This window comes from Bacillus sp. CBEL-1 (genome assembly GCF_004348885.1).
Taxonomy (GTDB): domain Bacteria; phylum Bacillota; class Bacilli; order Bacillales; family Bacillaceae_H; genus Priestia; species Priestia aryabhattai_A.
The window spans coordinates 195,624-208,527 of the sequence record NZ_SBIM01000011.1 but is presented as its reverse complement, the minus strand read 5'-3'; the positions used below and the strand labels follow the sequence as shown (position 1 = coordinate 208,527).

12 protein-coding genes are annotated in these 12,904 nt (G+C 35.6%); 7 read left to right on the top strand and 5 right to left on the bottom strand.

Features of this window, described 5'->3' with window-relative positions; translation table 11 throughout:
• Positions 1-43 precede the first annotated feature (43 nt).
• The 3 genes from EPL02_RS09215 to EPL02_RS09205 all read left to right on the top strand — a co-directional run bounded on the left by EPL02_RS09215 (position 44) and on the right by EPL02_RS09205 (position 2,130).
• Complete coding sequence (locus tag EPL02_RS09215) at positions 44-859, top strand: flagellar hook-basal body protein (protein WP_131887530.1); 816 nt, start codon at positions 44-46, stop codon at positions 857-859.
• 31 nt (positions 860-890) lie between these two features.
• On the top strand, positions 891-1,715 hold the full coding sequence (locus tag EPL02_RS09210) for a flagellar hook-basal body protein (RefSeq protein ID WP_131887529.1): 825 nt from the start codon (positions 891-893) through the stop codon (positions 1,713-1,715).
• Positions 1,716-1,839: 124 nt separating this feature from the next.
• Complete coding sequence (locus EPL02_RS09205; protein WP_131887528.1) at positions 1,840-2,130, top strand: hypothetical protein; 291 nt, start codon at positions 1,840-1,842, stop codon at positions 2,128-2,130.
• 20 nt (positions 2,131-2,150) lie between these two features.
• Here EPL02_RS09205 and EPL02_RS09200 read toward each other — a convergent pair whose 3' ends face one another.
• Both EPL02_RS09200 and EPL02_RS09195 read right to left on the bottom strand, forming a co-directional pair.
• Positions 2,151-2,585, bottom strand: coding sequence for a helix-turn-helix transcriptional regulator (locus EPL02_RS09200; protein WP_165932537.1), 435 nt, complete (start codon positions 2,583-2,585; stop codon positions 2,151-2,153).
• Positions 2,586-3,055: 470 nt separating this feature from the next.
• Complete coding sequence (locus EPL02_RS09195) at positions 3,056-3,523, bottom strand: YwpF family protein (protein WP_131887526.1); 468 nt, start codon at positions 3,521-3,523, stop codon at positions 3,056-3,058.
• A gap of 121 nt (positions 3,524-3,644) precedes the next feature.
• Between EPL02_RS09195 and ssb the strand changes: the two genes are divergently transcribed.
• Entirely contained in the window at positions 3,645-3,989 is a 345-nt protein-coding gene (gene ssb, locus EPL02_RS09190; protein ID WP_131887525.1) for a single-stranded DNA-binding protein, read from the top strand.
• A gap of 177 nt (positions 3,990-4,166) precedes the next feature.
• Here ssb and EPL02_RS09185 read toward each other — a convergent pair whose 3' ends face one another.
• The 3 genes from EPL02_RS09185 to EPL02_RS09175 all read right to left on the bottom strand — a co-directional run bounded on the left by EPL02_RS09185 (position 4,167) and on the right by EPL02_RS09175 (position 9,562).
• Positions 4,167-5,234 carry a C40 family peptidase gene (locus EPL02_RS09185; protein ID WP_131887524.1) on the bottom strand — a complete coding sequence of 356 codons (1,068 nt, stop codon included), beginning with the start codon at positions 5,232-5,234 and terminating at the stop codon, positions 4,167-4,169.
• 163 nt (positions 5,235-5,397) lie between these two features.
• Positions 5,398-8,013 carry a DEAD/DEAH box helicase gene (locus tag EPL02_RS09180; RefSeq protein WP_131887523.1) on the bottom strand — a complete coding sequence of 872 codons (2,616 nt, stop codon included), beginning with the start codon at positions 8,011-8,013 and terminating at the stop codon, positions 5,398-5,400.
• Positions 8,000-9,562: a hypothetical protein gene (locus EPL02_RS09175; protein WP_131887522.1), complete on the bottom strand. Its 1,563-nt coding sequence runs from the start codon at positions 9,560-9,562 to the stop codon at positions 8,000-8,002. The genes EPL02_RS09180 and EPL02_RS09175 overlap by 14 nt, the downstream gene beginning before the upstream one ends.
• Before the next feature lie 118 nt (positions 9,563-9,680).
• Here EPL02_RS09175 and galU point away from each other — a divergent pair, with 118 nt between their 5' ends.
• The 3 genes from galU to EPL02_RS09160 all read left to right on the top strand — a co-directional run bounded on the left by galU (position 9,681) and on the right by EPL02_RS09160 (position 12,873).
• The gene (galU, locus tag EPL02_RS09170) at positions 9,681-10,553 is read left to right on the top strand and encodes a UTP--glucose-1-phosphate uridylyltransferase GalU (RefSeq protein ID WP_094911058.1); all 873 of its coding nucleotides are present in this window, start codon (positions 9,681-9,683) and stop codon (positions 10,551-10,553) included.
• A gap of 237 nt (positions 10,554-10,790) precedes the next feature.
• On the top strand, positions 10,791-12,074 hold the full coding sequence (locus EPL02_RS09165; RefSeq protein ID WP_131887521.1) for a nucleotide sugar dehydrogenase: 1,284 nt from the start codon (positions 10,791-10,793) through the stop codon (positions 12,072-12,074).
• A gap of 91 nt (positions 12,075-12,165) precedes the next feature.
• Complete coding sequence (locus EPL02_RS09160) at positions 12,166-12,873, top strand: WecB/TagA/CpsF family glycosyltransferase (protein WP_131887520.1); 708 nt, start codon at positions 12,166-12,168, stop codon at positions 12,871-12,873.
• The last annotated feature ends 31 nt before the right edge of the window (positions 12,874-12,904 follow it).

Here is a 12,904-nt window from a genome sequence, read left to right as displayed (position 1 = left end):
ACAAGAGGAGTTTTATTATTTCTAAAAGTGTGAGGTGGACAAGTTGTTTAAAGGTTTTTATACAGCGACAGCAGGAATGCTATCCCAACAGCGAAGAACAGATATGCTTACAAATAATATTGCTAATGCAAATACTCCAGGCTTTAAAGAGGATCAAGGAGTTATTAGAGCGTTTCCGGAGATGTTATTGCAGCGTATCGAAGAGCAGCAAAAAGGAAAAACTGTAACTCGTTCTCAAGAGAACATTGGAAGATTAAATACAGGAGTATACTTACAAGAAACGGTTCCTAATTTTGTGCAAGGAGATCTCCAGCAAACCGATTACCAAACAGATCTCGCACTGTTACAAACGAACTTACCAGACCAGAATGGTGGCTTATTTTTCGTAGTACAGAGTTCTGAGGATAACCTTTCTTATACACGAAATGGTAATTTTTCAGTAGACCCGGCAGGATTTTTAACCACTAATAATGGTGAATATGTGCTTAATATAAATAATGAACCTATCAATGTCGGAAGTGAAGAATTTAAAGTGGATAATCAAGGGAATGTAATGGTTAATGGTGAAGTAACGGGGCAATTAAATATTGCGTATGCTGATTCTATGGAAACAATCATTAAAACAGGAAACGGACTATACCAAACTGAAAATGGTGAGCTGTTGCCTTCAACTATTGAAAACGGTGACGCTTCTTACGAAATTAAACAGGGCTTTGTGGAGCGCTCTAATGTAAATATGTCACAAACTATGACTGAACTACTTACTGCTTATCGTACATTTGAAGCAAATCAAAAAGTGATGCAAGCTTACGATCGCAGCATGGAAAAAGCAGCCAATGAAATTGGTAAAGTAAGATAAGCATTGTATCAAATAATTGGAGGAATAATACGTGAATCGCTCGATGATTAATGCTACAAACACAATGACTCAATTGCAACAGCGCTTAGATTTAGTTGGAAGCAACTTGGCAAACGTAAATACAGTTGGTTACAAAAAGCGTGACGCGTCATTTAGTGATATGTTGTATCAACAAATCACTAATCAGTCGGATAAAGCAAGTGAACAAGGAAGAAAGACACCGCTTGGCATTCGTCAAGGAGCAGGAGCCTTTCTTTCTCAAACGAAACTTGTTACTACACAAGGTTCACTTCAAGAAACAGGGCGACAACTAGATGTTGCATTAACCAACCCAAACGTTTTCTTTCAGGTGCAGAGAGATAATAATGGTACAGTAGAAACGTACTATACAAAAAGCGGTTCCTTTTATCTTACCCCACTTGGAAACGGAGAAGTACAGTTAGTGAACGCAGATGGAAATGCAGTCTTAGATAGTGAAGGCAATATTATTTCCTTTAGCAAGGACTTTCGTGAGCTTCAAATTAATAAAGCTGGTGAATTAACTGTTGTTGGAAGTGAAGAAAATGAAGTTATTACGCTAGGTTTAACTCGAGTAAACCGTCCGCAGTCACTTGAGGCAGTTGGTTTATCTTTATTTAAGGTTCCTGATGCTCTAAATCAAGAAAATAGTATTCAAAGCTTACAGGGTGATGAACGTATGGAATCGGGGATTCAGCAAGGGGTCTTGGAACAATCGAACGTTGATATGAGCAAAGAAATAACGGATATGACATTGACGCAAAGAGCCTACCAGTTTAATTCGCAATCCATTTCAATTGCCGATCAAATGATGGGACTGGTAAACAGTATACGTTAATTATTCGCTTTGCTTTTTATAAAGTAGTAAATTATAACTAATTTTTTAATTTGTTCATAAACTATACCTTCACGTGGCATTCTAAGTACGTAGATTGAATTTATGTAAAAGGAGAGTTGCTACGATGAAGAAAAAAATACTTATGGGTTTAGGTTCAGCTGTGTTTGCACTTGCAACACTAGGGGCGTGTAACACGCAAGACCCACCGCCAGAAGAAGAGCAAATGGAAGAGCAAGAAAACATGGATGAGCAAAAAGAAGAAAATATGCAAGAACAAGAGATGCAAGACGAAAACGATATGAACAACATGGATGATAACCAGAATCAAAATGATGATGAAAACAATGAGAATGATCAAGAAGACCCAGTAGAAGATATGAATGATATGGAAGATAAAGATCGTAAAGATGAATAGAATGAGTATAAACAAACATGTCAGCTTAGGTTGTCATGTTTGTTTTTGTTTGAAAGCGTATACAATTGCCGGAATAAAGGGGTGATGGTATTTAATAGCTCTTTTTGAGGTACTTCTGGTAAAGAGTGCAGTTTTTGTAAAGCTTTTTTTAAATCAGGGTATTTTTGAAAGAGCATAAGTAGAGTGTGAACATCGTTGTCGGAAACATGATAAGTAGCAGATGAAGAGTTGAGTTTGTGGGGTTGTTGAAGGTGAGGTTCAGATTCTAAAAACTCATCTAGATTTATTTGGAAATGACTTTTAAGCAAAAGGCAGTCTGCTATATCGGGATATTGAATGGAAGTTTCCCATTTGGAAACTTTAGAGCGAGAAATATTAAGCAATTTTGCAAATTGATCTTGAGTCAAACCTGCATTAGCACGAAGCATTTTAATCTTAACAGCAATTTCTAACATAAGTACCACTTCTTTCTTCATATAGATTGTGTTCGGAATTAGGTCTAAAGTCATGTAAATGAGTAATATTCGAACTTAATTAAAAAAATACAGCAAAATGACAGAAAATTCAAGGTAATATTCGTTTATTTTTAAATTAAATAAAGTAAGATAGGGGTTTTTTAAAAAAAAGTGGTGAAAAAAATAAAGCTTAACTGATAAGTAAAAAAAGGTGAAGAAAAAGCTGTTGAATCATGGTAAAAAATATATTAATATACATAATACAAACAAGAAAGGAGTAGAGAAATGGCGAAATATTACTTGAAACGTAATCAAATAAAACATCGCAAAAGAAAGAATAGTCGAATGAATGATTTACCTTTATTTTTGGGGAAGCATAGAGAGTTTAAGCCTATTAATCCTTTACCCTCCAACCATAACCTTCACCGTATGACTCAACACCCTTTTAAGTAATATAAATTTTTAAATCTTCACGTGTTCTTTATATTTTCTCTTTCATTAGTAGGAAGAGTTTTGTTATTTCGTTTTTTATTATGAAGCTGATATTTAAACTGTGCTAATAATTCAGAACCTGTTAAACCTTGTTCAATCAAGTTAGCGAGAATCATTTCAGCAAAGTGTAGTTTTCTTTCAAGTAATGTACCTTTCATTAATACGCTTATCTGCTTATCGTTAATTGCTTTGACTGAAACAACCTGAACCGAAAACAAGGCAGGATCGTTGGTTGGTTTTGAGATAAGTGCCTCAATTTGTACAGGTTGATGATCTTTTAGTGGCAGCTCAAATAAGCGTGTAAACTGCTGATCAATAACAGCTTCGAGAATCCAATGGTTATCTGTATCTTCTTTATTAATAATTAACCCTTTATTTAATTCTAAATTATGTTTCTCTCCTTCATGATCAATTAGTTGTAGGCCGACTAATCGAAATGTTTTCATACAAAAGCTTCCTCCTTTAACAAATATGTTACTCGTATACCACTATTATAACATGAGGTATAAGAATATTCTTATTATTCAACCTTTTGATTGTGTAGAAATTGAATAAAGAGGTGATCAATTGATTAATGAAGTAGTGTTAGTAGGGCGTTTGACACGAGCTCCTGAACTAAAATATACTTCCGAAGGAATTCCTTTTTCTCACATTACAGTAGCTGTGAACAGAAATTTTCGTAACCAGGAAGGAGAAGTGGACGCAGATTTTGTATCAATAACGCTATGGCGGAAAAACGCTGAAAACATGACGAAATACTGTGATAAGGGGTCTATTATAGGAGTCGTAGGTCGTGTGCAAACACGTACGTTTGAAAACAACTTGCATCAACGCACTTATGTTACAGAAATTATCGCAGAATATGTTCGGTTTTTAAGCGGTAAGCCTTCCTCACCTGAAAATCAGCCATGATGCTTTTGAGCACTATAAGCTAAATGGAATTGCTTCATTATCTCTTTTATCCAAGATCAGAAAAACTTACTTTCCTCTCTTTATTATAATCCCCACTTTGCCATTGAACTCTCATCAATGGTTCTTTTTTGTGAAAAACTCCTCTAGCTGCAAGTAACAACTAGAGGAGTTTAGCTTTTATTTTGAGAAACGTTTCGCTCCTAGGTAGCGTTTGTTCCAATAGCTATTATCTAAGCTTGAAATAGTTACACCTGTTGAAGAGCCAGCATGAATAAACTGACGATTTCCTAGGTAAATTCCTAGATGTGAAGGTCCTGACGTATATGTAGTAAAGAACACCAAATCTCCAGGTTGTGGCTGACTTACCGACTTTGAAGCATTCCAAAAGCCCATTGTTGTATAACGAGGCATTGAAACTTGTTCTTTCATTACATAGTAAATAAATCCACTGCAATCAAAGCCAGATGGTGTTGTACCACCCCATTTATAAGGAACACCTATATATTTCTTTGCATCAGTAATCATTTTAGAAACATTTAGTTGTCCATTGGTTGGCGTTGTAGTTGAAGGAGTGCCAGTGCTTGGCGTAGATGGCGCTGCTCCAGATGTAGTTACTTTTAAGACCTGGTTGACATAAATAATATCAGATTTTAAGTTATTTGCTGTTTTAAGAGCAGAGACGCTCATTTTAAACTGAGCTGCAATTTTAGAAAGCGTATCACCCTGCTGAACTTTGTATGTACCATTTGTTGAAACCGACGGCGTTTGTGGTTCCGTTACTTCCGGCTTGGGGTTAGAAGATGTAGCTTGTCCATTTACTTTTAATGTTTGGTTGACATAAATAACATTTGATGAGAGTGAATTTACCCTTTTTAAATCTGAAACGCTCATTTTAAATTGAGCTGCAATCTTATATAGCGTATCGCCACTTTGTACTTTATAAGTAGAAGCAGTACTCGGTGTGGAAGGTGTTGGTTTTGCTGTCTCAACAGGTTTCGTAGCCTCTGATGGTTTTGATGCATTAGACGAAATCACGAGTGTTTGTCCTATATGGATAACATCAGACTTTAGGTTATTTTGAGTCTTTAAGTTTTGTACACTAGTTTGATATTTAGTAGCTATTGACCACAAAGTATCGCCTGACTTTACCTGAACAGAAGTAGAAGCAGCGTCAGCAGACGTTTGAAAAAGGGTAATTCCTCCTAATATCGATCCTATCGACAGGACAATTTGCTTTTTTTTCACTAGTAATCCTCCTTTTATATATGAATCTTTTAGACTATTTTCGACTCATTTTAATCATAATCTAAAAAAAAAGAAGAAGTAAAGGGTATTTTGTCACACAAAACACCTTTTTTCTTCTTTTGAAGCCGAATTTAATAAGGAGGTGGCTTTTTCTTTTCTTTTATTAATTGTATTGAAATAATTCTTGCAGTTCTTGCTGTGACAATTCTGTGATCCATTTGTCATTTTGAACTAACTGTTCACTTAGCGCGTATTTTTTCATCATCATATCATCAATCTTTTCTTCAATCGTCCCTAAGGAAATAAATTTATGAATATGGACAAATTTTTGTTGACCAATTCGATATACGCGATCCGTCGCTTGATTTTCGACTGCTGGATTCCACCAACGATCAAAATGAATTACGTGATTCGCGGTTGTTAGGTTCAAACCAACTCCACCTGATCGTAAGGATAAGATGAAAATGGAATGCTGACCAGATTGAAAAGATGCTACCATGTCATCACGCTCTGCTTTTGATAAACCTCCATGCAAGAATAATACATCTTCTTTTAAAGCTCTTTTCAAAGTACGTTTTAGCATGTTCCCTGTTTCAAGATATTGAGTGAAGATTAAGCAGCTTTCATTTTGTAGTTTAATTTGTTTTAGTAGCTCAACTGTCTTCTCAAGCTTAGGTGATCGAGTAATAGCTTGCTTATTAATTGGCTCTTTTAACAACAAAGCAGGGTGGTTACAAAGTAGTTTGAGCTTTGTTAGAAGTTGAAGAACCTGACCGCTTCGTTCAATTCCTTTTTGTTCTTTAAGATCGTTAAGAGTCGAATGAACAAGCTCTTCGTATAGCACTTTTTGTTCAGCTGTTAACTCAATATGCACTTTTTCTTCTTGTTTATCAGGTAGGTCTAAAGCAATTTTTTTATCTGATTTAGTACGTCTTAATAAAATGGGAGAAAGCAGTGCTTTTAACTGTTTCGATTTTTTTAGGTCTTGTTCTTTCTCAATTGGAATAACAAATTCTTTCTTAAACCTTTCTAAGCTATCTAGATAACCAGGATTTAGAAAATCAACAATAGACCATAGCTCGGTTAACCGATTTTCGATTGGTGTACCGGTCAGAGCAAATCGATGAGCTGTATTTAATTTTTTAACTGCTTTTGCCTGTTTAGTATGAGGATTTTTAATATGTTGAGCTTCGTCCAAACATACTGTATCCCAAACTTTCGCTTGAAAAAGTCCGGCTTCTTGAGCTACCAATTGATAAGTTGTAATGACTAGATCATAATCACTTATTTCATCTAGACTTGTTGTGTTTTCTGACGATAATCGGTTTTTACCATAGTGAGTATACACTTTGAGGTAAGGTGAAAATTTACTCAGCTCTTTCTCCCAATTCCCAATCAGTGAAGTTGGGCAAATAAGTAAAAAGGGCTTTTGTGCAGCGGCTAGTTCATTTGCTTTTGTAAAATAACTAATCAACTGAATCGTTTTACCAAGCCCCATGTCGTCTGCTAACAAGCCGCCTATCCCTATTTGACGTAGGTGGATTAACCAATTTAATCCTACCTGCTGATAATGGCGCAGGTTTCCTTTAAAAGCAGAAGAAAGTTGGGTAGGTGGAAGTGTATGAGCTTGCTTTAATTGATTAACAAGTGATTGAGAGTGTGAATTTAAGTGATATTTAATTGGCACGTTATTGCAATCATTATCAAATGAAAAAGGCTGTTTTAGATGCGAACGTAATACTTGATGGACGCTAACGCCTCGTTGCTTTGCTTCTTTTAGCAGCTTTTTCGCTTTTCTGATAAGCGTACTGTCTACATGAATCCATTGACCATCTAATTTTAGCAACTGTTTTTTCTTTTTAATCAAGTCGTTGAGCTCATCTTCCGTTAACCTATGTGAGTCTATAGAAACCGACCATTGAAAGTTTGTTAAAGCTTCTATTCCAAACGAAGACGCTTGGTTTTCTTCATGGACAGCGTGTACTTGAATTCGACCTTTTTTAATTCCTTTCCACCAGCTAGGTAGCTGCATGTGCACACCTTTTTGAATTAATTCATTGCTTTCCTGAGTCAGAAAGTTCCATAGCTCTTCATCGGATAACGTAGGTACCTTTCCTGACAAGGCATGTCGTAAGGTAGGTGATGAGTGCTTAATTCGTTCAACCTCATATAAAATAGCTTTTTCATTTTGATACTCATGAATCATGTCATCACGAATAAGAAAAGGGTCTTGATCGCTATCTGCAGGAATGGCTACTAGCTGAACTTCCCAAAAAGAACCTTCAAATAACGGTTCTTCAAATCGCACAGATACGGTATATTCACTTTGAGGATAAGGGATATTAGCCTCCTCGAGCAGCTGATAAGTATGATTGAGAAAAAGAAATTCAAGCACATTTTTTTCCCAAGTTGAATTGCTATTTCCCAATAAAGGCTGTGTTAATCCATCGACAGTTAATAGGTTCTCTTTTAGCTTTAAAGCTCTATTAAAGTAATCCTGAACTTCTTCTGAAAACGTTGGTTTTAATAAGTGTCCTTTTTCAATGGACAAAAAGAATGTGAAGCTATCCCATGCTGACAATAGAATACCACTCTTGCCGTCCAGCTCAAAAGGAGATAGAGTTGTACCGTAATAAGAAGAAGAATGCCATAAAAATAGGGAATTCTTCCATTTAGTTAGCTGTAGAAGCTGTTGGTTTCTGTCGGTGCAGTATAAAAACAACTTATCTTCGTATTTATCAATATGGAGCGTTAGTTCAAATAAATCAAACATCAGCATGAAGCCCTCTTTCTTTTAGTAGCTTTTGAAATAAGGATAGTGATTTTGTTTCACCATGTAAATAGTGTATATAACGATGAAACAACTTCGCTTTATTTGTTTTAATATAAATTTCTTGTAGTTTTAGTAAGTAATCACATGCAAGTGCATAGCTTGTTTTCTTACGCTCTGAAATAAAGTGACTAATAATTTGATGCAGGATTGGAATCGCATAATCTGCACGTTGTTGAATAACATATTCAGCTATTTCACTTGCTTGTTCGGCATCATCAAAGTCTAGCAGTACTTGAAGTTCCATCCATTCTTTTAAATATCCTTTGTTATGTAGATACTGGCTATATTCAATAAAGCTATACGGTAATAACAGCTGAAGGCACATGATATAAGGATCTTCTTTCTTTATTAGAAGTGCGTATTGTTTAAAAAGGTTCACTAAGATTGAAACCATATTTCGACTTCCTTGATAAGTGGAGGGAACAATCCTTACATACTCACCCATTTTATTTGAAAGATAGGTTATCCACACTGGCAAGCGCTCTGTTTCTTTTTGAGAAAGCAGTTCCTTTACCCAAGAGATATAGTAAGGAAGCTTTGATAAGTCATCTGGTTTTAGAGTTAGGATAGCTTCTTCATCTTTTCCATTTAAAAATAATAAATAGCTACGGGCAATAGTCGCGTGAATAGAGGTAAAAGGTTTAAGAATGGTTAATTCTTTGTTGATCCATTCCTCGTCATTTAATAAATTTGCCCATATAACCTCATATAACTTCATCAATTCATATTGTAATGAGTCACTTTCATCTAATAATAAGCGAATAAAAGATAAACTACTTTCAATAATGATTTTCTTATCATCTGGAATTGAACTTAGCTTATTAACTTTAGCTAATTCACTTACTTTATTAGTTAGCTTATAAAGGTGCACATATAAGAAGGACTCTTTTGTGTTAGCAGAGAGCTGAATCTGCTTTAACTCATTATTAAATTTTAAGACAGCGTATAGACCTCCATATAAAAGAAAAAGGTTTCGTAAGGTCGGTTCAGTTGGAGCTGTCTTAGTTAATAACATAAAAAACTCCTCATATAGATTTTGAAAAATAGAAAGGTTTTTGGTGGATTGTGCTTGCGAGAATTGATCGTATATTATATCAAACTGCTCGATCCACGCCTTAAAAGAAAGGTCATTGGAAAGAGAAGAAGGCTTTTTCGGTTGAATGAATAAGCTTTTTTTCCCTGCGCTTCGCCACTCTTGAAATAGTATTGTCAGCGGCTCATATTGGGCATAAAGAAAGAAAACCAAAGCGAATTGATGTTGGCAAAAATCACCATCATTGCACGTACACGAGCTTTTGAGTAAGTTGCTTGTATTAATTGTTGTGGTGAATCCATCTACGCGGTTAGAGATGGTGTCTGTGTCTTGCTTTATGCCAGTGTTTGAAATCTGCTTATATAATTGAAGCCCATCAGCAGCTTTTGCTTTATAAATTGGATTATTGTAGGGAAGAGTAGAAATAAATTTTGATTTTAATTTATAAATAAACTCGGTCATTTGACTCATCCTTTCAAAATGGAAGCGATGTAGAATTTCGTGACAGTTGTAATAAGGTTATTATAAAATACATTTATATGAATTGTAACAACCATGAATTTAATGGGAGGTAAATGAAATGACAGTACGTAAAGCAATCATACCAGCTGCAGGATTAGGAACACGATTTTTACCTGCAACGAAAGCGCAACCAAAAGAAATGTTACCGATTGTTGATAAACCAACGATTCAATATATTATTGAAGAGGCAGTAGCTTCTGGTATTGAAGATATTCTAATTATTAGCGGTCGCGGTAAGCGCGCGATTGAAGATCACTTTGATAAATCATATGAATTAGAAGAAACGTTAGCAGCTAAAGAAAAATGGGACATGCTTAAAGAAATCCAAGAAATTTCAAGCTTAGCCAATATTCATTACATTCGCCAAAAGGAACCAAAGGGGTTAGGGCATGCGATTAACTGTGCACAAAGCTTTATTGGTAATGAACCTTTTGCAGTTTTACTCGGTGATGATATTGTACAATCGGAAAAGCCTTGCTTAAAACAACTTATGGATGTTTATGAAGAACACCAATGTACGGTAGTAGGTGTTCAGGAAGTACCTCGTCAAGAAACGAATAAATATGGAATTATTGGAATTGAAGAGTCAATCCAAGATGATGTTTTTGAAGTAAATACGTTAGTAGAAAAGCCAAATCCGGCTGATGCACCTTCTACGTACGCAATTATGGGAAGATACATTTTAACACCTGAGATTTTTGATATTTTAAGTCAAGAGAAAATTGGTGCTGGGGGAGAAGTGCAGTTGACAGATGCAATTTTACAACTGAATGAATCTCAGCGCGTGTTAGCTCACTATTTCCAAGGTAATCGCTATGATGTAGGAGATAAGTTTGGTTTTATTAAGGCTACGGTAGATTTTGGTTTGCAAAGAGATGAACTGAAAGAAAAACTAATGGACTACTTTCAAACAATTGTAAAAGACAAATGATTATAGTAGATGAACTAGCGCACTGCAACTAGTGCGTTAGTTCTTTTGGTTTAGAAAAAGCTTAAAAAGATAAATCATTTGTTCGGTGATGAACAAAACAAAACTGATGCATAATATAAATAAGAAGACAATTTGAATAGTGTTTTTATATAAAAGCTATCATGATGCAAAAATTTTCGCTATAATATCATGTAGGTTTCATTTATAAAGTATGTCATATAAAGGAGATTTTCTGTAATGGCAAAAAAATTATGTGTAGTTGGCTTAGGGTATATTGGTTTACCGACAGCCGTTATGTTTGCAAATCATGGTTTACAGGTTCACGGCGTTGACGTAAACGAGCATGCAGTCAACTTAATTAAAAATAAACAGCTTCATATAGAAGAGAATGGACTACAAGAGCGCTTAGAAGAAGCAGTCGACAAAGGCTTATTCACGGTTAGTACAAAACCTGAAGAAGCAGATGTATTCATTATTGCAGTACCTTCGCCAATTAATAGTGATAAAACAGCTAATTTAAATTATGTAAGAGAAGCAACCAAATCAATCGTTCCTTATGTTCGTAAAGGGAATTTGGTTATTTTAGAGTCAACAGTTCCTCCTCGTACTGTAGAGGATGTTATGCTACCTGTTTTAAAAGAAACAGGACTAGCGTTTGGAACAGAATTATTTGTGTCTCATTCACCTGAGCGTGTTATTCCAGGTAAGGTATTTGAAGAACTGGTAAACAATGATCGCATTGTGGGTGGAATTAACGAAGAATCAAGTCGATTAACAGTGGAATTATATAAAGTATTCGTAAAAGGCAATATTCACGTAACAGATGCTACAACGGCTGAAATGGTCAAGGTTATTGAAAATACGTACCGCGATGTGAACATTGCTTTCGCGAATGAGTTAGCAAAAATTAGTGAAAAACTAGGTGTTAATGCTTGGGAAGCGATTAAGTTAGCGAACTATCATCCACGTGTAAACATTCATTTACCAGGGCCGGGTGTAGGGGGACACTGTATCGCAGTTGACCCATGGTTCTTAACAGAACTACAACCTGAGTTAGCGAAAATCATTTCTCTTTCTCGCCAAACAAATGATTCAATGCCAGAATATACCGCGCTAAAAGCAAAAAGCATTCTTGATGCAAAAGGCATTCAGCACGGTCGTGTTGCCGTATTAGGCCTAGCATTTAAAGGGAATATTGATGATATGCGTGAAAGTCCATCAACGGATGTATTGGCACATTTAGATAAGTTAAATGTTGATTACACGGCGTTCGACCCGCACATTAAAGAAAATAAAATTGAAAAGCAAACACAAGACTTAGAGGAAGCTGTAGCTCATGCAGACTTAATCTTAATTCTCACAGACCATAACGAATTTAAAGAAATGCTTCCGTCTGCAGTTGAAGATAAAATGCGTACCAAAGCTATCTTTGATACGAAAAATTGTATTCAGCGTGATGCATGGAAACAAGCAGGATTTGATGTTATTTTATTAGGTGATTCTAAAGTTTCTACAATGTAAGCATAATAAAGATAACAATGAAAGACGGGCTATAGCCTGTCTTTCATTACGAATAAACACAAAATTTTAGTATCTTTAAATAGGTGATTTGATGAAAGAGAATATCTTAGGTGTAGATGTATGTCACGACACATATGATGAGTTAGCAGTAAAGCTAATGGAAGATATTAATCAACGTAACACCTCGTTTATTGTAGCCATTAATCCAGAAAAGATCATGAAAGCCCAAGAAGATCGGGAGCTACGTACATTGCTAAATAAAGCAACGTATCAAATTCCAGACGGTATTGGTGTTATTTTGGCTTCTAAGCTTCGCAAAGGTAAAATCCGCGAACGAGTAACGGGAATTGATATGATGATGAAGCTTTGTGAAACAGCTGCTGTAGAAGGCAAGAAAATCTTCTTGTATGGTGCCAAGCCAGGCATAGCTGAAGAGGCGAAAGTCAAGCTAGAAGAGAAGTTTCCAGGTATTCAAATTGTGGGTGTACTTGATGGTTATGAAAAAGACGAGCATGTAATTGAAACAACTATTAATGAATCAAAAGCAGAGATCGTTTTTGTTGCATTAGGAAGCCCAGCACAAGAAAACTGGATTTTAGCAAACAAAGATCATTTATACCCTTCCGTTTACCAAGGGGTAGGAGGATCGTTTGATGTAATTTCTGGTCGCTTAAACCGTGCTCCAGAATTTTTTCAACGATTCGGGTTAGAATGGTTATATCGCTTAATAAAAGAGCCATGGCGTTTAAAAAGACAACTAGCACTACCAAAGTTCTTACTTAAAGCGCTAAAAGGATAATAAAAAAGAGAGCCTAGGCAAAAGGCTCTCT